Genomic DNA, 25,891 nt, shown 5'->3' on the forward strand with positions numbered 1-25,891 from the left:
TCCCCGCCCTAATAGTGTTTCAGCTCAACCCCAGCGCCTGCCAGATGCGCATTACCTGGCGCCGTTCGTCGGCGAACTGATCCCCGGCCACCGTACCGGCCTCGTTTTGCAAGGCCTGGCGGTGCGCGGCGGAACGGTAGGCCTTATACACCTCGCGCAGCAGATGGGCATCGGCGGCGGGCATCAAGCCCACCTGCTCCAGGCCTTCCAGAATGCGGATATTGTCGGTGTAGCGCAGCAACGATGGATGTTGCGCAGACCACGCCAAAGCCGCGTATTGCACCATAAATTCAATATCGACGATACCTCCGGCGTCCTGCTTGAGGTCGAACACTGCCGTGGCCTCGAAGGCATTGGCGCCGGTGCCGGCCGCCGTGGTCTTGGTCCCCAGATTGTCACGCATCTTGGCGCGCATCTCGCTGACCTCCTGGCGCAGCTTCGCCAGGTCGCGTTGCTGCCCCAGCACTTTGGCCCGCACCTGCTCGAATGCCTGGCCCACATCCTGGCTGCCCACCAGTACCCGCGCGCGAATCAAGGCCTGATGTTCCCAGGTCCAGGCTTCATTTTGTTGATAGCGGTCAAACGCCCCCAGCGAGCTCACCAGCAAACCGGACGCGCCGGAAGGCCGCAAGCGCATGTCCACTTCATACAGCTGGCCGGAGTTGGTCTGGGTGGTCAGCAGGTGAATGATCCTTTGGCCCAAACGCGTGAAAAACTGCGCGCCGTCAATCGGCTTGGCGCCATCGGTTTCCGCCTGCGGATCGCCATCGTGGATAAACACCAGGTCAAGGTCCGAACCATGCCCCAGTTCGATCCCGCCGACTTTCCCATAACCGACAATGATAAACCCAGGATCGCACAGGGTGCCGTCCAGCCGTTGCGGCGAGCCATGGCGCGCGACGGTCTGGCGCCAGGCCAGGGCCAGCACTTGTTCGAGAATCGCCTCGGCGAGCCAGGTGAGGTAGTCACTGACTTTCATCAGCGGCAGGCTGCCGGCGATTTCCGAAGCGGCCACACGCAGGCGGTGGGCCAGCTTGAAGTGACGCAAGGCTTCCATCTGTTGCTCAAGATCGTCTTCCGGGATGCGCGTCAGACGCTCGCGCAACTCGGCGGCCAACTCAGGCGCCAATGGCGGTTTGAACAGGCGGCCTTCGTTGAGCAATTCGTCGAGCAACAGCGGGAAGCGAGTGATCTGCTCAGCGATCCACGGGCTGGCGGCGCACAGGGTCAACAGGCGACGCAGGGCGTCGGGGTTTTCCGTGAGCAGCACCAGATAAGCGGAACGCCGCGCGACAGCTTCGACCAATGGCAGCACGCGCTCCAACACCAGGTCCGGGTTGGCGTGTTCCACCGCTTGGGCAAGCAGGCGCGGAATAAATGCATCCAGCCGCTCACGCCCCAAACGCTGCATGGCACGCAATTGCGGGCTGTTGCGCAGACCGGCCAACGCCTTGAGCGCCTTGGTCGCGTCGGTGAAGCCGCCTTCGGCCAATTGCCGGCAGGCGGCTTCTTCATCTTGGGATTCTTCCCACAGCGGCAACCACTCACCGCCCACCACCAACTCGCTTTCTTCGCCCTCTTCTTCGTCAGGATCGGCGATCACCTGGCGGAAATGCCAGTCCACCCGACCGCGCCAGTACATCAGGCGTTCGTGGAAGGCGGCCCAGTCGGCAAAGCCCAACATAAAGGCTATGCGCGCCTGGTCTTCCGGGCTGTCTGGAAGCATTTGCGTCTGCCGGTCGGCAATCGCCTGGATCGCGTGTTCGGTGTAGCGCAGGAATTCGTAGCCATTGCGCAATTCGGCGATCACCGCCGGCGGCAGGTAGCCCTGGCCTTCCAGCGTACCGAGTACCTTGAGCAACGGGCGCTGTTGCAGGCTCAGGTCACGACCGCCGTGGATCAGTTGGAAGGCCTGGGCGATGAATTCCACTTCGCGGATCCCGCCCGAGCCCAGCTTGATATTGTCGGCCATGCCCTTGCGCCGCACTTCCTGCTGGATCAGCTGCTTCATGGTGCGCAGCGCCTCGATGGCGGAAAAATCCAGGTAGCGGCGGTAGACGAACGGTCGGAGCATGTCGAGCAGTTGCGCACCGGCCACTTGGTCGCCGGCAACAACCCGCGCCTTGATCATGGCGTAGCGTTCCCAGTCGCGGCCCTGGTCCTGATAGTACTGCTCCAGCGCATTGAAGCTGAGCACCAGCGCGCCGGCCGAACCGTAGGGGCGCAGGCGCATGTCGACACGGAACACAAAGCCGTCGACGGTCATCGGGTCGAGGGCCTTGATCAGTTTTTGACCCAGGCGGATGAAAAACTCCTGGTTGTCCAGGGAGCGTTTGACACCCACCGTTTCGCCGCCCTCGGGGTAGGCGAAGATCAGGTCGATATCCGACGACAGGTTCAGCTCCACCGCGCCGAGCTTGCCCATGCCGAGGATCACCATGTGCTGCGGCTCGCCGCTGCGCCGGCCGGTGGGCGTGCCGAACTGCACGCAGTGGCGTTGGTACAGCCATTGGTAGGCCTGGTCGATGCTGGCGTCGGCCATGTCGGAGAGGTCGCGGCAGGTTTGCACCAGGTCCGCCTGACGGGTCAGGTCGCGCCAGATGATGCGCACCTGCTGGCGCGTACGTTGGCGACGCAGCACACGGCCCAGCTCATCTTCTGTTTCGGCTTGTTGCACGGCGCCAGCAATCTGCCCGCACAGCTCACCAGGGGCAAAACCACGGTCCAGCTCGCCCCACGCCACCAGTTCGAGCAACATCAAAGGGTCACGAACACTCTGTTCAATGACGAAATCACTGGCCGCGCAGACGCGGGCGAAGTCGGCCCACCGTTGCGGCGTCCACGCAGAAAGTCCATGATCGTCGTCCAGCGCGGCCACTGCGTCACGAAATGACTGCTCGGCCCGCTGGGCTTTTGGCAAGAGAATCGCCGGTAGTTCGGCGAGTGTTGGAAGGCTCATGGTCTATCCTTGTTCGGCGCGTAAATGGCGTGTGGCTGTGAACGCAAGAACCACGCTCTATGAAGGACTGTCGAACAAAGGTTAGAAATAGCTGAAATTAACTTCATTTTGGCAGCCAACATCAAACATTCACCTTTTCTTGTTCGCAAAAGATCAACAATAACGATTATGCTCACCAGCCAGACCGAGCCATACGCTCAGTCTTGTGTAGTTTTACTACTCGTATATACATTCGAAAGGCTGAAATGGCCGACGATTTGTAGTAAAACTACAGGACGCCGAAGCAACCTTCGGCCATCCAAGAATTTATGTCGTCTGCCCACAAGGCCAGTCGCAAACTTCAGGCAACCGATTCTGGTAGCCTTTCCGCCCTGGAGCAAGCCATGCAAGACCTCGATCCCGTCGAAACCCAGGAATGGCTGGACGCCCTGGAATCGGTTCTCGACAAAGAAGGCGAAGACCGTGCTCACTACCTGATGACCCGTATGGGCGAACTCGCGACCCGCAGCGGCTCGCAACTGCCTTACGCCATCACTACGCCATACCGCAACACCATCCCTGTTACCCACGAAGCACGCATGCCTGGCGACCTGTTCATGGAACGCCGCATTCGCTCGCTGGTACGTTGGAACGCCATGGCGATGGTAATGCGCACGAACTTGAAAGATTCGGACCTGGGCGGTCACATCTCCAGCTTCGCTTCCAGCGCAACCCTGTATGACATCGGCTTCAACTACTTCTTCCAGGCCCCGACCGACGAACACGGCGGCGACCTGATCTACTTCCAGGGCCACACTTCTCCAGGCGTTTACGCCCGTGCGTTCATGGAAGGCCGCATCACCGAAGAACACATGAACAACTTCCGCCAGGAAGTGGACGGTAACGGCCTGTCGTCGTACCCGCACCCTTGGCTGATGCCTGATTTCTGGCAGTTCCCGACCGTTTCCATGGGTCTGGGCCCAATCCAGGCGATCTACCAGGCGCGCTTCATGAAGTACCTGGAAGCCCGTGGCTTCATCCCTGAAGGCAAGCAGAAAGTCTGGTGCTTCCTGGGCGACGGCGAGTGTGACGAGCCGGAATCCCTGGGCGCCATCTCCCTGGCTGGCCGCGAGAAGCTGGACAACCTGATCTTCGTCATCAACTGCAACCTGCAGCGCCTCGACGGCCCGGTTCGCGGCAACGGCAAGATCATCCAGGAACTCGAAGGCGTGTTCCGCGGTGCTCAGTGGAACGTGACCAAAGTCATCTGGGGCCGCTTCTGGGACCCACTGCTGGCCAAAGACGTCGACGGCATCCTGCAACGTCGCATGGACGAAGTCATCGACGGCGAGTACCAGAACTACAAAGCCAAAGACGGCGCGTTCGTGCGTGAACACTTCTTCAACACGCCTGAACTCAAGGCAATGGTTGCAGACCTGTCCGACGACGAGATCTGGAAACTCAACCGTGGCGGCCACGACCCGTACAAGGTCTACGCGGCGTACCACGAAGCGGTCAACCACAAAGAACAACCGACCGTCATCCTGGCCAAGACCATCAAGGGTTATGGCACCGGTGCCGGCGAAGCGAAGAACACTGCGCACAACACCAAGAAAGTCGATGTCGACAGCCTGAAGTTGTTCCGCGACCGCTTCGACATCCCGGTCAAGGACGAAGAGCTGGAGAACCTGCCGTTCTTCAAGCCGGAGCCGAACAGCGCCGAAGCCCGCTACCTGGCCGAACGTCGCGCCGCACTGGGTGGTTTCGTGCCTCAGCGTCGCGCCAACAGCTTCAGCGTACCGACGCCAGACCTGAGCACCCTCAAGGCTATCCTCGACGGCTCGGGCGACCGTGAAATCTCCACCACCATGGCTTTCGTGCGCATCCTGGCGCAGCTGGTCAAGGACAAGGAAATCGGCCCGCGCATCGTGCCGATCATCCCGGACGAAGCCCGTACCTTCGGTATGGAAGGCATGTTCCGTCAGTTGGGTATCTACTCCTCCGTCGGCCAGCTCTACGAGCCAGTCGATAAAGACCAGGTGATGTTCTACAAGGAAGACAAGAAGGGCCAGATCCTCGAAGAAGGCATCAACGAAGCGGGCGCCATGAGCTCCTTCATCGCTGCCGGTACTTCGTACTCCAGCCACAACCAGCCGATGCTGCCGTTCTACATCTTCTACTCGATGTTCGGCTTCCAACGTATTGGCGACCTGGCATGGGCAGCAGGCGACAGCCGTACCCGTGGCTTCCTGATCGGCGGCACCGCTGGCCGGACCACGCTGAACGGCGAAGGCCTGCAACACGAAGACGGTCACAGCCACATCCTGGCTGCCACCATCCCGAACTGCCGCACCTTTGATCCAACCTACGGCTATGAGCTGGCGGTGATCATCCAGGACGGCATGAAGAAGATGACCGAAGAGCAGCAGGACGTTTTCTACTACATCACCGTGATGAACGAGTCCTACCAGCAGCCAGCCATGCCGGCTGGCGTGGAAGAAGGCATCATCAAGGGCATGTACCTGCTCGAAGAAGACACCAAGGAAGCAGCGCACCACGTACAGCTGATGGGCTCCGGCACCATCCTGCGCGAAGTGCGCGAAGCGGCGAAGATCCTGCGTGACGAGTTCAACGTCGGCGCCGACGTATGGAGCGTGACCAGCTTCAACGAACTGCGTCGCGACGGCCTGGCCGTAGAGCGTCACAACCGCCTGCACCCTGGCCAGAAGCCACAGCTCACCTTCGTTGAAGAGTGCCTGAACGGCCGTAAAGGTCCGGTGATCGCTTCGACCGACTACATGAAACTGTTTGCTGAACAAATTCGCCAGTGGGTCCCGTCCAAGGAATTCAAAGTCCTGGGCACCGACGGTTTCGGTCGCAGTGACAGCCGCAAGAAGCTGCGTCACTTCTTCGAAGTCGACCGTCACTTCGTGGTGTTGGCAGCCCTGGAAGCCTTGGCTGACCGTGGTGAGATCGAACCCAAGGTGGTGGCAGACGCTATCGTCAAGTTCGGGATCAACCCGGAAAAACGCAACCCACTGGACTGCTGAGGAGACTTTTTGTGAGCGAACTCATTCGCGTACCTGACATCGGCAGCGGTGAAGGTGAAGTAATCGAGCTGTTTGTGAAGGTCGGCGACACCGTCGAAGCCGACCAGAGCATCCTGACCCTGGAATCGGACAAGGCGAGCATGGAAATCCCTGCTCCTAAGGCCGGCGTGGTCAAGAGCCTGAAAGTGAAGCTGGGCGACCGCCTGAAAGAAGGCGACGAGCTGCTGGAACTGGAAATCGAAGGTGCCGCTGATGCGGCCCCTGCGGCGGCGCCTGCTGCCGCTGCTGCACCTGCGCCTGCTGCTGAAAAGCCGGCTGCCGAGGCCGCTCCGGCCCCGGCTGCTGCACCTGCCGCTGCCAGCGTCCAGGACATTCACGTCCCGGACATCGGCTCGTCGGGCAAGGCCAAGATCATTGAGCTGCTGGTCAAGGTCGGCGACACCGTCGAAGCCGACCAGTCGCTGATCACCCTGGAGTCCGACAAGGCCTCCATGGAAATCCCTTCGCCGGCTGCCGGCGTGGTGGAAAGCATCGCGGTCAAGCTGGAAGACGAAGTCGGCACTGGCGACTTCATCCTCAAGCTGAAAGTACAAGGCGCTGCACCTGCTGCCGCGCCCGCTCCGGCCGCCGCTCCCGCCGCCAAGGCTGAAGCTGCACCGGCTGCTGCTACGCCTGCGCCTGCTGCAAAAGCCGAGGCCGCACCGGCCCCTGCTGCTGCCGCGCCTGCGCCAAGCGGTGCCAAGGTTCACGCCGGCCCTGCCGTGCGTCAGCTGGCCCGTGAGTTCGGCGTTGAGCTGAACGCTGTGTCGGCCACCGGCCCTCACGGTCGCGTGCTGAAGGAAGACGTGCAGGTCTACGTCAAGGCCATGATGCACAAAGCCAAGGAAGCTCCGGCTGCCGGCGCTGCTACCGGTGGTTCGGGCATTCCGCCGATCCGTACCGTGGACTTCAGCCGCTTCGGCGAGACCGAAGAAGTGCCGATGACCCGCCTGATGCAAATCGGCGCGGCCGGCCTGCACGCCAGCTACCTGAACATCCCGCACGTGACCCAGTTCGACCAGGCCGACATCACCGACCTGGAAGCTTTCCGCGTTGCGCAGAAAGCCGTGGCCGAAAAAGCCGGCGTGAAACTGACCGTGCTGCCGCTGCTGCTCAAGGCCTGCGCGCACCTGCTCAAGGAACTGCCGGACTTCAACGCTTCGCTGGCGCCAAGCGGCAAGGCGATCATCCGCAAGAAATACGTGCATATCGGCTTTGCCGTCGACACCCCGGATGGCCTGCTGGTACCGGTCATCAAGAACGTCGACCAGAAGAGCCTGCTGCAACTCGCTGCCGAAGCCGCTGCACTGGCTGCCAAGGCCCGCGACAAGAAGCTCACCCCGGACGACATGCAGGGCGCGTGCTTCACCATCTCCAGCCTCGGTCACATTGGCGGCACTGGCTTCACGCCAATCGTCAATGCGCCGGAAGTGGCGATCCTGGGCGTGTCCAAGGCCACCATTCAGCCTGTGTGGGACGGTAAAGCGTTCCAGCCGAAGCTGATGCTGCCCCTGTCGCTGTCCTACGATCACCGTGTGATCAACGGCGCCGCGGCTGCACGCTTCACCCAGCGCCTGAGCCAGTTGCTGAACGACATCCGCACCATCCTGCTGTAAGCACGAACAGGCCTCCCGTTCGCCCGGGAGGCCTGGTTGCACCGATTTTCGAGCGCCACGCTCGTACCTCAACCCCGCCACTTGGCGGGGCTTTTTTTGCCCATTTATTGGACAACAAAAACAGGCTTGTACACCTTCCATCACCCCGACTGTAGAAATCCCTTCCGCGGCCGATAACCCCCTTATAGCACTTAGCCTTCATCCTCTCTTGTCAGCCCGCGCCGCATGATGCAACCTTGCCGCAGGCAACAGAAAAGAGGGCGTGAGCCCGGCGCCGTGCGCGTAATTTCAAGTGAGTTTCCCCCATGAAAAGCCAACCCGATGTCGCCCGTATGGCGGCCGAGGTAGTGACGCAGTTACCGGTGCCTTCGCGCCTCGGTATGCTGCGTTTCGAGCGGCTGAATGAGGCAAGCTGGGCCCTCCTTTATCTCGACCCCAATTGCGAGCGCCAATTCGGCCTGCCGGCGGTCGAGCTGTGTGCCTTGATCGGCACGCCTTACGCCAGCCTGATGGAGCCCCAGGCGCGTTATCAACTGCACGACGCCATCCAGCAACAACTGACCCAGAGCCCGCATTACCTGGTGCGCTACACCCTGCACACCAACGACGGGCCGCTGAGCCTGCTGGAGATGGGCGAATCCTATAAACAACACAATCGTCACCTGCTGCGCGGCTACCTGATGGTGGTCGACGGCTTGTTCAGCGAAGTCCCCGTTGCAGCCCCGACAGCCGACCTGGAGAACCAGAACAGCCGCCTACAGATCGCCCTGGAGCTCAACCAGCGCGCCCAGCAGGAACAATTGCAGCATCTGGAACGGGTGCGCGCCCAGCAGGAGCTGATCCTGCTGCTGGCCCGCCAGCGCTACACGACCAACAACTCGCTGCAAGAAGCCGCCGAGCTGATCACTCGCAGTGCCTGTGATATCTACCAGATCGACTGCGCCAGTATCTGGAACCTTGAGGGTCAGCGCCTGGTGCCGATCTCGGCCTACCACCGCGCCGACGGGCAGCACCACCTGCCTGAGTCCATCGATGCCAGCTGCTTCCCGGACTACCTGGAAGCCTTGCACAGCAGCCGGGCGATCGACGCCACCAACGCGTTGCGCGACCCTCGCACCCGGGAAATGGCCGACAGCCTGCGCGACAAAGACATCCACGCCATGCTCGACGCGAGCATTCGCGTCGACGGCCAAGTGGTGGGTGTGCTGTGCCTGGAACAAAGCGGCAGCAGCCGCGCCTGGCAGGCTGACGAAATCGCCTTTGCCGGCGAGCTGGCCGACCAGTTCGCGCAGGTCATCAACAACCACAACCGCCGTACGGCGACCAGCGCGCTGCACCTGTTCCAGCGCGCCGTGGAACAAAGCGCCAACGCCTTTCTGCTGGTCAATTGCGACGGCGTGGTCGAGTACGTCAACCCAAGCTTTACCGCGATCACCCAGTACAGCGCCGAGGAGGTCCACGGCCATCGCCTGGCCCAGTTACCAGCCCTGGAAAACCTCAGTGAATTGCTGTTCGACGCACCGTCAGCCCTGGCCAAGAGCAACAGCTGGCAGGGTGAATTCAAGAGCCGCCGCAAAAACCTCGAACCCTACTGGGGCCAGCTGTCGATTTCCAAGGTGTACGGCGACAACCGCGAGTTGACCCACTACATCGGCATCTACGAAGACATCACCCAGACCAAGCTGGCCCAACAGCGCATCGAGCGCCTGGCCTACACCGACAACCTGACCAACCTGGGCAACCGCCCGGCGTTCATCCGCAACCTTGATGAGCGCTTTGCCCGCGACAGCGACAGCCCGATCAGCCTGTTGCTGGTGGACATCGACAACTTCAAGCGCATCAACGACAGCCTCGGCCACCAGACCGGCGACAAGCTGCTGATCAGCCTCGCGCGGCGTTTGCGCAACAGCCTGAGTGCCGGTGGCAGCCTGGCGCGGTTTGCCAGTAACGAATTCGCGGTGCTGCTCGATGACACCGACCTGGAGAGCGGCCAGCAGGTTGCCAGCCAGTTGTTGGCGACCCTCGACAAGCCGATGTTCGTCGACAACCAATTGATCAGCGTCACCGGCTCCGTGGGCCTGGCCTGCGCGCCACTGCATGGGCGCGAGCCGCAGACCCTGATGCGCAACGCCGGCCTGGCCTTGCACAAGGCCAAGGCCAACGGCAAGCATCAGGTCCAGGTGTTTACCGAAGCGCTGAACGCCGAGGCCAGCTACAAGCTGTTCGTCGAGAACAACCTGCGCCGCGCCCTCACCCAGAACGAGCTGGACGTGTTCTACCAGCCCAAGCTGTGCCTGCGCAGCGGCCGCCTGCTGGGTATGGAAGCGCTGCTGCGCTGGAACCACCCGGAAAAGGGCATGATCCGCCCCGACCAATTCATCAGCGTGGCGGAAGAGACCGGCCTGATCATCCCGATCGGCAAATGGATCGCCCGCCAGGCCTGCCGCATGAGCAAGCAACTGAGCGCCGGCGGCATGGGCAACTTGCAGGTGGCAATCAACCTGTCGCCCAAGCAGTTTTCCGACCCGGACCTGGTAGCCTCGATTGCCGCGATCCTCAAGGAAGAACAGCTGCCGGCCAACCTGCTGGAGCTGGAGCTGACCGAAGGCTTGCTGCTGGAAGCCACCGAAGACACACGCCTGCAGCTTGATCAACTGAAAAGCTTTGGCCTGACCCTGGCCATGGACGACTTCGGCACCGGCTACTCGTCGCTGAGCTACCTGAAAAAATTCCCCATCGACATCATCAAGATCGATCGCAGCTTCATCCACGAAATCCCGGACAACCAGGACGACATGGAAATCACCTCGGCCGTGATCGCCATGGCCCACAACCTCAAGCTCAAGGTCGTGGCCGAAGGCATCGAGACCGCCGAACAACTGGCGTTCCTGCGCCGGCACCGTTGCGATGTCGGCCAGGGCTACCTGTTTGACCGGCCGATCCCCGGTGCAGAGCTGCTGGCGATGCTCAAACGCTACCCGCGCGGGCCAATCGCCTGACAGCGCCGTAACACTCGGGCACACTGGCTGTCTGAATTCTTACCCAACTCAATCTGACTGAGAGGACTGATCATGGTCTTGCGCTCGGAAATTCTGGTGAACAAAAACGTGCTGCCCACTCAAGAACAAGCTCTGCCTGGCCGTGAAACCCCGATGAACCTGCCGGAAACGCATTTCGTCAACGGCAACCCGTTGCTCGGCCCCTTCCTGGACGACGTCGGCTTTGCGATTTTCGGCCTGGGCTGCTTCTGGGGTGCGGAGCGCAAGTTCTGGCAGCGCGATGGCGTGGTCAGCACCGTGGTCGGTTACGCCGGCGGCTACACGCCGAACCCGACCTACGAAGAAGTCTGCTCAGGCCTGACCGGCCACAGCGAAGTGGTGTTGGTGGTGTATGACCAGGCCAAGGTGAAATACGAAGACCTGCTTAAGATGTTCTGGGAACTGCACAACCCGACCCAGGGCATGCGCCAGGGCAACGACATCGGCAGCCAGTACCGCTCGGTGATCTACGCGACCACGCCGGAGCAATTGGCGGCGGCGCAGGCGAGTGCCGAGGCTTATCAGGGTGAATTGACCAAGGCTGGCCTGGGCACCATCACCACCGAAATTGACCAGGCGCCGACGGTGTACTTCGCCGAAGCGTACCACCAGCAATACCTGGCGAAGAATCCGCAGGGGTACTGCGGCATCGGTGGCACAGGTGTGACCTGCCCGATCTGACCCGATCTGACCCGATCTTGTGCTTACACAAATCCCCTGTGGTGAGCGAGCTTGCTCGCGCTGGGGCGCGCAGCGGCCCCAACAAGGCCGCTGCGGACCGCGGTGACTGGTTTTGGGGCTGCTACGCAGCCCAGCGCGAGCAAGCTCGCTCACCACAACAGCCCGCTCCCCGCAAATTGATCAGCGTTGCTGACTATTCAGCGATCAACCAATCCATCTGCCACCCGCCCTGGGTCTGGCCAAGCTGCTTGGACAGCCACGGCAGCAGCTCACGCAACTCCTCTTCCAAACCCCACGGCGGGTTGGCAATCGCCAGGCCCGAGCCCGTCAGGGTGTTGGGTGTGTCCAGCGGATGCACCAGCAATTCCACACGCAGCAACTTCGGCGCGCCGGTGCCGGCCAGGTCCTGGTAGAAACGGCGCAACATGCGCTGGTCTTTCACCGGGTACCAGATGGCGGCGACGGTCTGGCGCATGCGGCTCACGGCTTCCTTGAGGGAAGCGGCGCAGCGTTGCATCTCGTCGAGTTTTTCGAACGGCGGGTCGATCAGCATCAACGCGCGTTTTTCCGGCACCGGCAGCAAAGCACGCGGCACATGCCAGCCTTCACCCAGGTGCACCTTCACCCGACGATCACCCTTCATGTTGTCCTTGAGCAGCACGCCGTCTTCCGGGTGTTTTTCATTGAGCAGCACGCGATCCTGGGGGCGGGTAAGGCGGCGCGCCAGCTCCGGCGAGCCGGGGTAGTAACGCAACTGGCCGTCCGGGTTCATCTCGTGCAGCACGCGCATGTAATCAGCGGTCAACGGCGGCAGGTCACTTTGGCCCCACAGGCGCGCAATGCCTTCCAGGTACTCACCGGTGCGGTTGGCCTGGTCGCCCTGCAGGTCGTACAGGCCGATCCCGGCGTGGGTGTCGAGGTAGGCGAACGGCTGCTCCTTGCGCGACATCAGGGCGATGAGGCGGGTCAAGGTCAGGTGTTTGAAGACATCGGCGTGGTTGCCGGCGTGAAAGGCGTGACGATAATTCATGGTTGCTCCTGCGCAGGGGGCGAAGTTTACCTTTTACGCGGGCGTTGGTGCAGTGGGGTGTGCCGGGCGGTGCTTAAGTCGAAGGGGCGCGCTGGGTTCAACTCAACTCTGAAGCCAGATAAGCCGCCAAACCCTGATGGCTGACATCCCGGCGACGCGCGAAGTAGGCGACCTTGTGCCGCAGGGTCGTCGGCAGGAACGCGGTGTGGAGGTCGGGGCGCTGCTCTTCGAGCCCTTGCAGGAGGTTATCGATCAGGGTTTGCGGCGATTGCTCGGCCAGATGTTGCAGTAAAGGCGCAGGCACTCGCCACCACGGGCTCGCCTTGGCGGCTGTGACTGGGCCAGAAGTGACGGTCAGCGACTGGCCATTGATCACGTAGCGCTGGAACACCGGCAATAGCTCATCGCCCGCCTGCTGAAGAATCGGCAGGAATTGAGCACCATCCCAGAACCGTAAGAACACATCCTGACCATCGGGCAGGTACACCTTGGTCAGTCCTTGCAGGTGTGCAATCACGGTTTCCAGCGGGTAGGTCGATATGGCCAACCACCCCCAATCCGTAGCATCAGTGGAGGCAGCCCATTCCAGGAAAGGGCTGCCCGGCTCGACGATGCCTACATAGGGCATGACCTCGTCCCATGCCGCATAGGCCGTGCCGGCCCAAACGGGGTGCAGGGCGGCCCCGCAGGCGAGCGCCCGCCAAGCGTCAAGGGGTTTGGCGTCGCTGGCAGCGCCCAGCACTGCAAACATTTGTTCGCCAGGCAGCAAAGGTTGATGCATCTTCGTAAATCCCTTTAAAAGTCAGATGGGGCCGCACTGGCCGTTTTTGCAACGCTCGCATTCCTCGCAAAACGGCGCGCTGCGCTTCAGGCTGGCCACTTGTACGCGGCTGAGCGGAGCGGGAATCACCGCCAGCAATGTTTCCTTCTGTCCAGGCGTTAACGGCGCTGCAGCAACAGCAGGCGCACCGCCAAGCTGGATCGGCACACTGCTGAAAATCCCGCCCGCAGACAGCGTGATCGACTGCCCGCCCGCCTGAATCGTGACGGTTGCGCCACCCTCGATCACAACGCTTTGCCCCGCGCCTATCTGAATGGTCTGCCCTGCCCTTACCTGCCGTGAGCCGCCCACCATCAAGTGGTCGTCTTGCTTCAGGTCGGTCAGACGGTTGCCATGGATGATGCGCTGCTCCTCACCTTGCAGTTCGTGATGCGACTCACCGTCCACCTTTACCCGAAGGTCATGCAGCACGTGCTGCGTCCAATCCCGCTGGGCGCGCAGGTAGATTTCCTCGGCCCCCTTGCGGTCCTCGATGCGCAGCTCGTTGTAGCCACCCCCACCGGGACTGCTCTGGCTGCGGAAGATGCTGCGGGTCTTGTCCGCCGGTAGGTCGAGGGGAATCTGGGTGGCCGCATTGGGCAGGCAGCCCATGACCAGCGGCATATCCATGTCGCCGTTGACGAAGCCCACCAGCACTTCCATACCCACCCGAGGGATCAATACCGACCCATAACGATCATGCGCCCAGCCGCTGGCAACCCGCAGCCAGCAACTGGAATGGTCGTTGTGTTCGCCGTCGCGATCCCACGCCAACTGCACCTTGACCCGCCCGTATTCGTCGCAATGGATTTCGCTGTCGGCAGGGCCGGTCACCACTGCGTTCTGGTAACCCGCTATTTGAGGCCGAGACATAATCAGAGGTGTTCGAAACGCTATGTCCCAAGGCGTTACAACAAAGTCATTGCTGTAGCCTTGAGGCGACTCATCGCCCACAGACTCCTCAAGCACCTGAGGTTGGTGCCCTACATGGTGCACCTGGGTAACCAGCCACAAATCATTCCATTCCTGACGCGGGTGCCCAGTCATCTTCAAGAACTGCCCTGTCACCAACGCCGGCTGGTCACTAGCGCCACTGGCCTGGCAGTAATCGCTGCGATGACGCTCCAGCAGTCGTTGCGCCAGGTACTTGCCACGCTCACGATCCGTGAAGTGCCCAGGGTAGCGCTGGTCATCCAGGGTGGGCCGTAGCCGACTGGATGCTTCGCTTTCCAACGTCAGGCCCGGCTTCTGGAAATCGTAGTCCCGCAGGCTCACGCCAGTGGTACGCGTCTTCAGTCGCAGGATAAAGCGCTTGATCGCTGGCTCGTCGGCAACCATCCCGGTACCAGGCGAATACGGCGTGGCTTGATCCGGTCTGGCAAAAACGCTTTGATCGTCGCCAAATACCAACAGGTGCCGTTCGGGGCTGTGCTGGAAGTGATAGTGAATGCCCGATTCGGCACATAGGCGCTGAATGAACTCCAGATCGGTTTCACCGAACTGAACACAGTATTCACACTGCGGATACTTGCCGCTCAGTTGAAACGCAAAGGCATCACTTTGGATAGCCTGAGCTTCCAATACCTGCGCAATGATCTCGGGCACCGTTTTCTTCTGGAAAATCCGCTGATGGGTGCTGTGTTCCAGATAAGCCAACTGCGGCACCAGAGTGATCTGGTAACGGGTAAGGCGTCTGCCCGAATCGCCCTGCGCCACCCGATACACCAGGCCATGAATCCCATGACCATGGGCGTCAAACCCCAGGAACGCTTGGCGGTGTAGCAGGCTCTCAAGGTCTTGATCGGATTGTTCGCTGACCAGCTCAAGGTCAAAGCGAAAAGGCAGGCTGATGAATTCATCCCCCATAAACCCGTGGACCTGGAATTCACTGGGCTCCCCATCGAGGGTCAGGGTAAAGGCGCTTTGATTGGCAGGAGCGAACATCCGGTGTTTCTCTGCTAGGTGTGGAGGACCGATTCTGCATCACGGCTCCCCCTGGCTGAGCATGCCCCGGATAAATCAGTAAAGCCCTACACAGACGCGTCTGAATCCTCTTCGGAGCGGCGTAAAACGCACGTAAAAAAAGGCCCGCAATCCGTAGGACGCGGGCCTTTCTTTCAACTCACCTGGCACTAAACGCCCAGCGAATTACTTATTGAGGTTGTAGTCTTTTTCCGCAGCATCAAAACGCTCGACCATACCCGCAGTCGGTGCGCCCATCTTGCTCACGAAGTAGATCGCCAGGCTGGCGAAGATGAAGCCTGGGATGATTTCGTACAGACCCAACAGTTCGAAGTGTTTCCACACAATCACAGTGATCGCGCCGACCAGGATACCGGCCAGTGCGCCGTTGCGGGTCATGCCTTTCCAGATCACCGAGATCAGCACCACAGGGCCGAACGCGGCACCGAAGCCAGCCCATGCGTAGCTCACCAGGCCCAGTACGCGGTTTTCCGGGTTGGCAGCCATGGCGATGGCGATCAGTGCAACCAGCAGCACCATCAGGCGGCCGACCCATACCAGCTCAAGCTGGGAGGCGTTTTTGCGCAGGAAGGTCTTGTAGAAGTCTTCGGTCAGGGCGCTGGAGCACACCAACAGTTGGCAGCTCAAGGTGCTCATCACCGCCGCCAGAATGGCCGACAGCAGTACACCGGCAATCCACGGATTGAACAGCAGCTTGGCCAGTTCGATGAACACACGCTCGTGGTTCTCGGTCACGGGACCTGCCACTTCCGGATGCGCCGAGAAGTAGGCAATACCAAAGAAGCCTACGGCCACGGTGCCGCCCAGGCACAGGATCATCCAGGTCATGGAAATGCGACGTGCCTTGGCAATCGACTTCACCGAATCCGCAGCCATGAAACGCGCAAGGATGTGCGGCTGGCCGAAATAACCCAGGCCCCAGCCCATCAGCGAGATGATGCCGATGAAGGTGGTGTTTTTCAGCATGTTGAAGTTGTCAGGGTTCTTGGCTTCGATCGCCAGGAACGTGGTGTCGACGCCACCGGTGGCCAGCAGCACGATGATCGGCGTGAGGATCAGCGCGAAAATCATCAGGGTGGCTTGTACGGTGTCGGTCCAGCTCACGGCCAGGAAACCACCGACGAAGGTGTAGGCAATGGTCGCTGCAGCACCGGCCCACAGGGCAGTCTCGTAGGACATGCCGAAGGTGCTTTCAAACAAACGGGCACCGGCGACGATGCCGGAAGCGCAGTAAATGGTGAAGAACACCAGGATCACCACGGCGGAGATGATCCGCAGCAGGCCGCTCTTGTCTTCGAAACGGCTGGAGAAGTAATCCGGCAGGGTCAGGGCGTCACCGTTGTGCTCGGTCTGGACCCGCAGGCGACCGGCAACGAACAGCCAGTTGAGGTAGGCACCGACGATTAGGCCGATGGCGATCCAGCTTTCCGACAAGCCAGACATGTAGATCGCGCCCGGCAGGCCCATCAACAACCAGCCGCTCATATCGGAAGCGCCGGCCGACAAGGCAGTCACCACGCTACCGAGGCTGCGACCGCCCAGGATGTAATCGGAAAGGTTGTTGGTGGAGCGATAGGCCATGAAGCCGATCAGCACCATTGCTGCGATGTAGATCACGAACGTGATCAGGGTTGGATTACTAACGCTCATAAGAGTGACGCCCTGGCTTTGTTTTTATGTAGCAGCGGTCTGTCAGACGGCCACCCACTGGAAGTAGGTAGACGTAGCTGCGTGCCGCGCATTTATGACTGACGTTTCCCCAGGAAAGCCGTCAGCCGATGAACCGACTCGTTGAGGTGGTTGCACCTTGGGCGCGAATGCTATTCAACAAAGCAAATAAGATGCAACCAGTTTCGTGAGAATAAGTTGCACCTGGATATGTTTTGCGGAAAACAGCCTGTTTTTGCTCCTTTTCGGAGCAAGAACAGCCGATCTCAGAAGCAAACGCACCAAGGAGGAGCGGAATCCGTCGACGGTGTGTTTCTTTCCCGATCACGATCGAAATTTTCCTGAATAAAAAGGGTTGCACCCGGTTGCACCTATGCATGCGCAAAGCTAATCTTGCCGCCAGCTGATGCCACTCGGTAGTGGCACCCATGAGGATAAGAAAATGGCTACGACCACCCTTGGGGTCAAACTCGACGACCCGACCCGCGAGCGCCTGAAGGCTGCCGCGACCTCCATTGATCGCACGCCGCACTGGCTGATCAAGCAGGCGATTTTCAATTACCTGGAGAAACTGGAGGGTGGTGCAACCCTGTCCGAACTCAATGGTTTGAGCAGCAAGGACGCCGACGATGCAGGCGAGGTCCAGACCGACCACGCCCACCAGTGCTTCCTTGAGTTCGCCGAGAGCATCCTGCCGCAATCCGTATTGCGCGCCTCGATCACCGCCGCTTACCGCCGCCCTGAGCCGGAAGTGGTGCCGATGCTGATCGAACAGGCTCGCCTGCCGGCCCCGATGGCCGACGCCACCAACAAGCTGGCCGCCTCGATCGCCGAAAAACTGCGTAACCAGAAGAGTGCCGGCGGCCGTGCCGGTATTGTTCAGGGCCTGCTGCAGGAATTTTCCCTGTCGTCCCAGGAAGGCGTGGCACTGATGTGCCTGGCCGAAGCGCTGCTGCGTATCCCGGACAAGGGCACCCGCGACGCACTGATCCGCGACAAGATCAGCACCGGCAACTGGCAGCCGCACCTGGGCAACAGCCCGTCGCTGTTCGTCAACGCTGCTACGTGGGGCCTGCTGCTGACCGGCAAACTGGTCGCCACCCACAACGAAGCGGGCCTGACCTCGTCCCTGAGCCGCATCATCGGCAAGAGCGGCGAGCCGATGATCCGCAAGGGCGTCGACATGGCGATGCGCCTGATGGGCGAGCAATTCGTCACCGGCGAAACCATTGCCGAAGCCCTGGCCAACGCGAGCAAGTTCGAAGCAAAAGGCTTCCGCTATTCCTACGACATGCTCGGTGAAGCCGCGCTGACGGAACACGACGCGCAGAAGTACCTGGCCTCGTACGAACAAGCCATCCACTCGATCGGCAAAGCGTCCCACGGCCGTGGGATTTATGAAGGCCCGGGCATTTCCATCAAGCTGTCGGCCCTGCACCCGCGCTACAGTCGTGCGCAATACGAGCGCGTGATGGACGAGTTGTACCCGCGCCTGCTGTCCCTGACCCTGCTGGCCAAGCAATACGACATCGGCTTGAACATCGACGCCGAAGAAGCCGACCGCCTGGAGCTGTCCCTGGACCTGCTCGAACGCCTGTGCTTCGAACCGCAACTGACCGGCTGGAACGGCATCGGTTTCGTGATCCAGGCCTACCAGAAGCGTTGCCCGTATGTGATCGACTACGTCATCGACCTGGCGCGCCGCAGCCGCCATCGCCTGATGATCCGCCTGGTAAAAGGCGCGTACTGGGACAGCGAAATCAAACGCGCCCAGGTTGAAGGCCTGGAGGGCTACCCGGTCTACACCCGCAAGGTGTACACCGACGTTTCCTACATTGCCTGCGCACGCAAACTGCTGTCGGTGCCGGAAGTCATCTACCCGCAGTTCGCCACGCACAACGCCCACACGCTGTCGGCCATCTACCATATCGCCGGTCAGAACTATTACCCCGGCCAGTACGAATTCCAATGCCTGCACGGCATGGGCGAACCGCTGTACGAACAGGTTGTAGGCAAGGTTTCCGAAGGCAAGCTGAACCGTCCGTGCCGTGTGTACGCACCGGTTGGCACCCACGAAACGCTGCTGGCTTACCTGGTGCGTCGCCTGTTGGAAAACGGCGCGAATACCTCGTTCGTCAACCGCATTGCCGACCAGTCCATCTCCATTCAGGAGCTGGTGGCCGATCCAGTGGCCAGCATCGAGCAAATGGCCACGCTGGAAGGCGGCTTCGGCCTGCCGCACCCGCGCATCCCCTTGCCGCGTGACCTGTACGGCAGCGAGCGCGCCAACTCGGCCGGTATCGACCTGGCCAACGAACACCGCTTGGCGTCGCTGTCCTGCGCCTTGCTGGCCACCGCGCACAACCACTGGAAAGCGGCGCCGATGCTCGGTTGCGCCTCCAGCGAGCAACCCGCAGCACCGGTACTGAACCCGTCCGACCTGCGTGACGTGGTCGGTCATGTGCAAGAAGCCACCGTTCAAGACGTCGACAACGCTATCCAGTGCGCCATCAGCGCTGGCCCGATCTGGCAGGCCACCCCGCCCGCCGAGCGCGCTGCGATCCTGGAACGTGCCGCCGACCTGATGGAAGGCGAGATCCAACCGCTGATGGGCCTGCTGGCTCGCGAAGCCGGCAAGACCTTCGCCAACGCCATCGCCGAAGTGCGTGAAGCCGTGGATTTCCTGCGCTACTACGCGGTGCAGGCACGCAACGACTTCACCAACGACGCCCACCGCCCGCTGGGCCCGGTGGTCTGCATCAGCCCGTGGAACTTCCCGCTGGCGATCTTCAGCGGCCAAGTCGCCGCCGCATTGGCTGCTGGCAACCCGGTACTGGCCAAGCCTGCCGAGCAAACCCCGCTGGTCGCCGCGCAAGCCGTGCGCATCCTGTTGGAAGCCGGTATTCCGGAAGGCGTGCTGCAATTGCTGCCGGGCCAGGGCGAAACCGTCGGTGCCCGCCTGGTGGGTGATGATCGCGTCAAAGGCGTGATGTTCACTGGCTCCACCGAAGTGGCGCGCCTGCTGCAACGCAACGTCGCCGGTCGTCTGGATGCCCAGGGCCGTCCGATCCCGTTGATCGCTGAAACCGGTGGCCAGAACGCGATGATCGTCGACTCCTCGGCGCTGACCGAACAAGTGGTCATCGACGTGGTGTCCTCGGCCTTCGACAGTGCCGGCCAACGCTGCTCGGCCCTGCGCGTACTGTGCCTGCAGGAAGATTCGGCAGACCGTGTCATCGAAATGCTCAAGGGTGCCATGGCGGAATGCCGCTTGGGTAACCCGGAGCGCCTGTCCGTCGACATCGGCCCGGTGATCGACGCCGAAGCCAAGGCCGGCATCGAGAAACACATCCAGGCCATGCGCGACAAAGGCCGCAATGTGTACCAGGTAGCGATTGCCGACGGTGAAGAGATCAAGCGTGGCACCTTCGTGATGCCGACCCTGATCGAGTTGGAAAGCTTCGACGAACTGCAACGCGAGATCTTCGGCCCAGTGCTGCACGTGGTGCGCTACAAGCGCAAAGAGATCGACCAGCTCATCGGCCAGATCAACGCTTCCGGCTACGGACTGACCCTGGGCGTACACACCCGTATCGACGAGACCATCGCCAAGGTGATCGACAACGTCAACGCCGGTAACGTTTATGTGAACCGCAACATCGTCGGTGCTGTGGTCGGCGTGCAACCTTTCGGCGGCGAGGGTCTGTCGGGGACTGGCCCGAAAGCCGGTGGCCCGCTGTACCTGTACCGCCTGCTGTCGACGCGTCCTACGGATGCCATTGAGCAATCCTTCGTACGCGGCGACGCCTTGGCCGCACCGGACGTGCGCCTGCGTGACGCCATGAGCCAGCCGCTGACCGCCCTGAAAACCTGGGCCGACAGCAATAAGTTCAGCGACCTGAGTGCCCTGTGCAGCCAGTTCGCCGCGCAATCGCAAAGCGGTATCACCCGCCAACTGGCTGGCCCGACCGGCGAACGCAACAGCTACGCCATCCTGCCCCGCGAGCACGTACTGTGCCTGGCGGAAGTGGAAGGCGATCTGCTGACGCAGCTGGCGGCAGTGTTGGCTGTGGGCGGCTCGGCGGTATGGCCCGAATCCGACCTGACCAAGGCCTTGTTCCCACGCCTGCCTAAAGAGATTCAGGCGAAGATCAAGCGCGTGGCCGACTGGACCAAGGACGACGTGGTGTTTGACGCTGTTCTGCATCACGGTGATTCCGATCAATTGCGTGCGGTGTGCCAGCAAGTGGCGCAGCGTGGTGGCGCGATTGTCGGCGTGCATGGCTTGTCGCAGGACGAGACGGCGATTGCGCTGGAGCGCTTGGTGATCGAGCGGGCGTTGAGCGTCAACACCGCAGCCGCGGGCGGTAACGCTAGCCTGATGACCATCGGCTAACGGTAAACCCTGTGGGAGCTGGCTTGCCAGCTCCCACAGGAACCGAGTTTGTTCTGGCCTTCCATCACCCAAATCAATCTTGCTATCCACCCTCCATTCGCGCACTTAGACTCAGGCCAATTCCTTTAAAGGTAAGCCGCCATGTCCGAGACGCTGCTCAGTTCCCGCAATCTGGCTTTCGAGCTGTATGAAGTCCTCGATGCCGAGGGTCTGACCCAGCGCGAGCGGTTTGCCGACCACAATCGTGAAACCTTCGACGCGGCCATCAGCACCGCGCGCACTATCGCCGAGAAGTATTTCGCGCCCCACAACCGCAAGAACGACGAAAACGAACCGCGCTACGAAGACGGCCAGGCCATCCTGATCCCGGAAGTGAAACCCGCCGTGGACGCTTTCCTGGAAGCCGGCTTTCTCAACGCCGCGCGCAGTTTCGAAGCCGGTGGCATGCAACTGCCGACCCTGCTGTCCCAAGCCTGTTTTGCGCATTTCCAGTCGGCCAACGCCGCATCCACGTCCTACCCGTTCCTGACCATGGGCGCCGCCAACCTGATTGAAAGCTTCGGCACCGAGGATCAGAAACAACGCTTCCTGCAACCGATGATCGACGGCCGTTTCTTCGGCACCATGGCCCTCACCGAACCCCACGCCGGTTCTTCGCTGTCAGATATTCGTACACGCGCAGAGCCTGCGACTGACGGCAGCTATCGACTCAAAGGCAACAAGATCTTCATTTCCGGCGGCGACCACCCGCTGTCGGAAAACATCGTGCACATGGTGCTGGCCAAACTGCCGGACGCGCCGGCCGGGGTGAAGGGCATTTCGCTGTTTATCGTGCCCAAGTTCCTAGTCAACGACGACGGCAGCCTGGGCGAGCGCAACGATGTGTTGCTGGCGGGACTGTTCCACAAGATGGGCTGGCGTGGCACCACGTCTACCGCGCTGAACTTCGGCGATAACGGGAATTGCGTCGGCTATCTGGTGGGCAAGCCGCACCAGGGGTTGAGCTGCATGTTCCAGATGATGAACGAGGCGCGGATTGGTGTCGGCATGGGCGCGGTCATGCTCGGTTACGCCGGCTACCTCTACTCCTTGGAATACGCCCGCGAACGCCCGCAAGGTCGCCTGCCCGACAGTAAAGATCCCACGACCGCACCGGTCTCGATCATTCAGCACGCGGACATCAAGCGCATGCTGCTCACCCAAAAATCCTACGTGGAAGGCGCCTTCGACCTCGGCCTCTACGCTGCGCGGCTGTTCGACGACACCACCACACTAGGCACCGAAACCGAGCGCAAGCAAGCCCACGAACTGCTCGACCTGCTCACGCCCATCGTCAAATCCTGGCCGTCGGAGTTCTGCCTCAAGGCCAACGAACTGGCGATCCAGATTCTCGGCGGCCACGGCTATACCCGCGAATACCCGGTGGAGCAGTATTACCGCGACAACCGCCTGAACCCGATCCACGAAGGCACCCATGGCATCCAGTCCCTGGATCTGCTCGGGCGCAAACTGGCGCAGAACGGCGGCGCGGGCTTGAAGCAACTCATCCGACTGATCGCCGAAACCGGCGCCCGCGCCCAGGAATACCCAAGCCTTAACGCGCTGAGGGAGCCGCTGGAACAACTGGTCAACCGCCTGCAAAGCGTCACCCTCGGTTTGCTGACGGATCTCGCCCACGGCAAGGTCAACAGCAGCCTGGCGAATTCGGCACTGTACTTGAAGGTGTTCGGGCATACGGTGATTGGCTGGCGCTGGCTGGAACAGGCGATTCGCGCCGAAGCCGGCTTGGCCAAGGGCAATGCGGCGGATGTGGCCTTCTATAAAGGCAAGCTCCAGGCCGCCCGGTACTTCCTGACCTGGGAAGTGCCGAGCTGCCATCATGAACTGGCAATCTTGGAGGCCCGTGATGACACGTGCCTCGGCATGCAAGATGAGTGGTTCTAAGGCGTTCCGATCGCCTTGGAAATCACATCGACCGTGGCGCTGACTTGCTCTTGGTAACGGTCGAGTTCCTGCTGGTGCGCCTGCTGCATTTCGATCTGCTCGGCACACAGGTTCAGCGCCGCCAGCACCAGTAGCTTGTCACCGATCAGGGTCGGGTACTTCTTCTTGGTGGTGGCCAGGGACGCCTTGAGCAGGGTCACGGCGTGCATCAGGGTTTTCTCTTCCCCGGCCGGAGCCTTGATCGAGTAATCCTCTCCGAGAATCGAAACGACCTTTATCCCTTCACTCATGCGCCGACAGGCCCTGCGCTCACACGCTCAACCAGCGCCTGGATGCGCGCGGCGGTGGCGCCGTGCTTTTCTTCCTGTTCCATCAGGTTCAGTTGCAGGCTGTCGTTCTCGTCCTTGGCGCGGGCCAGTTCCGCCTTGAGGGATTCGTTGGAGCCCAGCAGGTCCTGATTCTGTTGTACCAGGTCGCTGACCAGTTGTTCCAATTGGCTGAGGGATGCTTCTAACATTTTGATTTCTCGGGCTTTTTCAAAGGGCGGTGACGATAAAGAAAATTCACCTCGGATGCCAGGGTTATCCCCGGCGCGCAGCCCGTTTTTTAAGGGCCGGGCCGCACTTTCGAGCCTTAGTGACTGCATTTACCGGATCTGGTTCCTGAATCGGCCAAACCCCTCGTCAGATGCGACAAAACCGCACACGCCCCTTTAGACTTTAGTCGTACGACCGATAGAGAGGGACACCCCGTCTCATGGCCGCACGGATCGCGCTTCTCCCCCAGGATTCCCGCATGTCGCTTCGTAATATGAATATCGCTCCGAGGGCCTTCCTCGGCTTCGCGTTTATTGGCGCGTTGATGTTGTTTCTCGGTGTGTTTGCCCTGAACCAGATGAGCAAGATCCGTGGCGCCACCGAAGACATCACCCTGTCCAGCGTGCCGAGCATTCGTGCCCTCGATGAATTCACCCAGCTGACCCTGCGCTTGCGCGTGCTGTCGTACCGCCTGCTGACCAACCGCGAGCCGGAGGTTCAGCAAAAGACCCTGGAAGCCTTTGAACTGCGTAACCAGCAGATTCGCACCGCCCAGGGCATCTACGAAAAACTCATTGAAAGCAGCGAAGAGCGCTCGACCTACGACGAATACGTGCGCCTGCTGGGCCAATACCATCAGATTGAAGAGCGCATGAAGAGCCTGTCGCGCGCCAATCAAGTGGAGGAACTGCGCGCCCTGCTCAACACCGAGCTGCTGAGCAACTCCGAGCAGGTCAACGCCGTGCTCACCCGTCTGCTGGACATCAACAACAAGATGGCCCTGGCTACCAATAAAGACGCCGAAGACCAATACAACATGGCCTTCAACATGGTGGTGAGCCTGCTGGTGATCGCCACCCTGCTGACCCTGCTGTTCGCCTGGCTGCTGACCCGCAGCATCACCCTGCCCATTTCCCAGGCACTCGAAGCCGCCGAAGAAGTGGCCGAAGGCAACCTGACGCGGCCGATCAAGGTCGACGGCAACGACGAAGCCGGGCGCCTGCTGGCCGCCATGGCCAAGATGCAGGACAAGCTGCGCGACACCCTGCAACGCATCGCCGGGTCAGCGACCCAGTTGGCGTCGGCTGCCGAGGAACTGAACGCCGTCACGGACGAAAGCGCCCGTGGCCTGACCCAGCAGAACAACGAAATCGAACAAGCCGCCACGGCGGTGAACGAGATGACCAGCGCCGTCGAAGAAGTCGCCCGCAATGCGGTGAGCACCTCCGAAGCTTCGCGCAATGCCACCACCTCCGCCGGCGATGGCCGTGACCTGGTGCAGGAAACCGTCAGCGCCATCGAACGCATGAGCGGCGACGTGCAGGCCACGGCCACGCTGATTGGCGACCTGGCCAACGAGTCGCGCGACATCGGCAAGGTGCTGGATGTGATTCGCGGCCTGGCCGACCAGACCAACCTGCTGGCCCTGAACGCGGCGATTGAAGCGGCGCGTGCCGGTGAAGCCGGTCGCGGTTTTGCGGTAGTGGCCGATGAAGTGCGCGCCCTGGCCCATCGCACGCAGCAATCGACCAGCGAGATTGAGCGGATGATCGGCAGTATCCAGGCTGGCACCGAGCACGCGGTGGATTCGATGCGCAACAGCACCGAACGCGCCGAATCGACGCTGAACATCGCCAAAGGCGCCGGCATGTCGCTGGATACCATCAATACCGCGATTGTCGAGATCAATGAACGCAACCTGGTGATCGCCAGCGCAGCGGAAGAGCAGGCCCAAGTGGCGCGGGAAGTGGATCGCAACCTGGTGAATATCCGCGATCTGTCGGTGCAATCAGCGACCGGCGCCAGCCAGACCAGTGCGGCGAGCAGTGAGCTGTCGCGCCTGGCGGTGGATTTGAACGGAATGGTCGGCCGCTTCCGCCTCTAACGAACACCACAGAACCCTGTAGTGAGCAGGCTTGCCCTGCGCTGGGCTGCGAAGCAGCCCTAACAGGAACACCTCTTGCTCACAGACAGTACGCGGTGACTGGTTTTGGGGCTGCTTCGCAGCCCAGCGCAGGGCAAGCCTGCTCACCACAACAAGCCTGCTCACCCCAAGGGCCCTGCCCACCACAGCAAGCCAGCTTCCACATTAACCCTGCACGAATCAGAAAAAGCTTTTTGACAGCGCAGCAATTCAACAGGTTAGAATCGC

Annotated in this window: 13 protein-coding genes and 2 pseudogenes; 8 read left to right on the forward strand and 7 right to left on the reverse strand. The window is 61.2% G+C overall.

All coding sequences use genetic code 11. The features are described 5' to 3' along the window. Positions 1 to 19: 19 nt before the first annotated feature. Positions 20 to 2,959, reverse strand: coding sequence for a bifunctional [glutamate--ammonia ligase]-adenylyl-L-tyrosine phosphorylase/[glutamate--ammonia-ligase] adenylyltransferase (glnE, locus tag HX812_RS06885; protein WP_038844396.1), 2,940 nt, complete (start codon positions 2,957 to 2,959; stop codon positions 20 to 22). Positions 2,960 to 3,342: 383 nt separating this feature from the next. Here glnE and aceE point away from each other — a divergent pair, with 383 nt between their 5' ends. The 4 genes from aceE to msrA all read left to right on the forward strand — a co-directional run bounded on the left by aceE (position 3,343) and on the right by msrA (position 11,362). Then, complete coding sequence (gene aceE / locus HX812_RS06890) at positions 3,343 to 5,988, forward strand: pyruvate dehydrogenase (acetyl-transferring), homodimeric type (protein WP_033897804.1); 2,646 nt, start codon at positions 3,343 to 3,345, stop codon at positions 5,986 to 5,988. 11 nt (positions 5,989 to 5,999) lie between these two features. Continuing rightward, entirely contained in the window at positions 6,000 to 7,643 is a 1,644-nt protein-coding gene (aceF, locus tag HX812_RS06895) for a dihydrolipoyllysine-residue acetyltransferase (protein ID WP_038844394.1), read from the forward strand. 305 nt (positions 7,644 to 7,948) lie between these two features. Beyond that, a complete protein-coding gene (locus HX812_RS06900) occupies positions 7,949 to 10,642 on the forward strand; it encodes a bifunctional diguanylate cyclase/phosphodiesterase (RefSeq protein WP_038844392.1) in 2,694 nt (897 codons plus the stop codon). 72 nt (positions 10,643 to 10,714) lie between these two features. Next, positions 10,715 to 11,362, forward strand: a complete 648-nt coding sequence (gene msrA, locus HX812_RS06905) for a peptide-methionine (S)-S-oxide reductase MsrA (protein ID WP_038844390.1) — start codon at positions 10,715 to 10,717, stop codon at positions 11,360 to 11,362. 193 nt (positions 11,363 to 11,555) lie between these two features. Here msrA and HX812_RS06910 read toward each other — a convergent pair whose 3' ends face one another. The 4 genes from HX812_RS06910 to putP all read right to left on the reverse strand — a co-directional run bounded on the left by HX812_RS06910 (position 11,556) and on the right by putP (position 16,845). Then, positions 11,556 to 12,392 (reverse strand): 23S rRNA (adenine(2030)-N(6))-methyltransferase RlmJ, encoded by an 837-nt coding sequence (locus HX812_RS06910; RefSeq protein WP_038844388.1) that lies wholly within the window; start codon positions 12,390 to 12,392, stop codon positions 11,556 to 11,558. A 97-nt stretch (positions 12,393 to 12,489) separates the two neighbouring features. After that, positions 12,490 to 13,173 carry a DUF4123 domain-containing protein gene (locus tag HX812_RS06915; protein WP_038844386.1) on the reverse strand — a complete coding sequence of 228 codons (684 nt, stop codon included), beginning with the start codon at positions 13,171 to 13,173 and terminating at the stop codon, positions 12,490 to 12,492. A gap of 21 nt (positions 13,174 to 13,194) precedes the next feature. After that, a complete protein-coding gene (locus tag HX812_RS06920; protein ID WP_038844384.1) occupies positions 13,195 to 15,156 on the reverse strand; it encodes a type VI secretion system tip protein VgrG in 1,962 nt (653 codons plus the stop codon). 204 nt (positions 15,157 to 15,360) lie between these two features. Beyond that, complete coding sequence (gene putP / locus HX812_RS06925; protein ID WP_038844382.1) at positions 15,361 to 16,845, reverse strand: sodium/proline symporter PutP; 1,485 nt, start codon at positions 16,843 to 16,845, stop codon at positions 15,361 to 15,363. 460 nt (positions 16,846 to 17,305) lie between these two features. On the opposite strand from putP, the gene putA reads away from it, so the two are divergent. Then, positions 17,306 to 21,259 (forward strand): trifunctional transcriptional regulator/proline dehydrogenase/L-glutamate gamma-semialdehyde dehydrogenase, encoded by a 3,954-nt coding sequence (putA, locus tag HX812_RS06930; protein WP_038844380.1) that lies wholly within the window; start codon positions 17,306 to 17,308, stop codon positions 21,257 to 21,259. A 141-nt stretch (positions 21,260 to 21,400) separates the two neighbouring features. Beyond that, entirely contained in the window at positions 21,401 to 23,203 is a 1,803-nt protein-coding gene (locus tag HX812_RS06935; RefSeq protein ID WP_038844378.1) for an acyl-CoA dehydrogenase, read from the forward strand. Here HX812_RS06935 and HX812_RS06940 read toward each other — a convergent pair. Continuing rightward, positions 23,200 to 23,493, reverse strand: coding sequence for a cell division protein ZapA (locus HX812_RS06940; protein WP_016977202.1), 294 nt, complete (start codon positions 23,491 to 23,493; stop codon positions 23,200 to 23,202). The genes HX812_RS06935 and HX812_RS06940 overlap by 4 nt on opposite strands. After that, positions 23,490 to 23,720, reverse strand: coding sequence for a hypothetical protein (locus HX812_RS06945; protein ID WP_038844376.1), 231 nt, complete (start codon positions 23,718 to 23,720; stop codon positions 23,490 to 23,492). Before HX812_RS06945 ends, HX812_RS06940 begins: the two co-directional genes overlap by 4 nt. 344 nt (positions 23,721 to 24,064) lie before the next feature. Here HX812_RS06945 and HX812_RS32335 point away from each other — a divergent pair. Continuing rightward, positions 24,065 to 24,721, forward strand: a pseudogene (locus HX812_RS32335) (MCP four helix bundle domain-containing protein); the annotation flags it as partial. Between the two features lie 303 nt (positions 24,722 to 25,024). Then, positions 25,025 to 25,624: pseudogene (locus tag HX812_RS32340) on the forward strand (methyl-accepting chemotaxis protein); the annotation flags it as partial. Between the last annotated feature and the right edge of the window lie 267 nt (positions 25,625 to 25,891).

It is taken from the genome of Pseudomonas sp. IPO3749 (genome assembly GCF_013386605.1).
Taxonomy (GTDB): domain Bacteria; phylum Pseudomonadota; class Gammaproteobacteria; order Pseudomonadales; family Pseudomonadaceae; genus Aquipseudomonas; species Aquipseudomonas azotoformans_A.

Coding starts and splice junctions, on each gene's coding strand:
- glnE (WP_038844396.1), bottom strand. CDS start 2,959: ATGAGCCTTCCAACACTCGCCGAACTACCGGCGATTCTCTTGCCAAAA.
- HX812_RS06910 (WP_038844388.1), bottom strand. CDS start 12,392: ATGAATTATCGTCACGCCTTTCACGCCGGCAACCACGCCGATGTCTTC.
- HX812_RS06940 (WP_016977202.1), bottom strand. CDS start 23,493: ATGAGTGAAGGGATAAAGGTCGTTTCGATTCTCGGAGAGGATTACTCG.
- HX812_RS06915 (WP_038844386.1), bottom strand. CDS start 13,173: ATGCATCAACCTTTGCTGCCTGGCGAACAAATGTTTGCAGTGCTGGGC.
- aceE (WP_033897804.1), top strand. CDS start 3,343: ATGCAAGACCTCGATCCCGTCGAAACCCAGGAATGGCTGGACGCCCTG.
- putP (WP_038844382.1), bottom strand. CDS start 16,845: ATGAGCGTTAGTAATCCAACCCTGATCACGTTCGTGATCTACATCGCA.
- HX812_RS06945 (WP_038844376.1), bottom strand. CDS start 23,720: ATGTTAGAAGCATCCCTCAGCCAATTGGAACAACTGGTCAGCGACCTG.
- HX812_RS06935 (WP_038844378.1), top strand. CDS start 21,401: ATGTCCGAGACGCTGCTCAGTTCCCGCAATCTGGCTTTCGAGCTGTAT.
- msrA (WP_038844390.1), top strand. CDS start 10,715: ATGGTCTTGCGCTCGGAAATTCTGGTGAACAAAAACGTGCTGCCCACT.
- HX812_RS06920 (WP_038844384.1), bottom strand. CDS start 15,156: ATGTTCGCTCCTGCCAATCAAAGCGCCTTTACCCTGACCCTCGATGGG.
- HX812_RS06900 (WP_038844392.1), top strand. CDS start 7,949: ATGAAAAGCCAACCCGATGTCGCCCGTATGGCGGCCGAGGTAGTGACG.
- putA (WP_038844380.1), top strand. CDS start 17,306: ATGGCTACGACCACCCTTGGGGTCAAACTCGACGACCCGACCCGCGAG.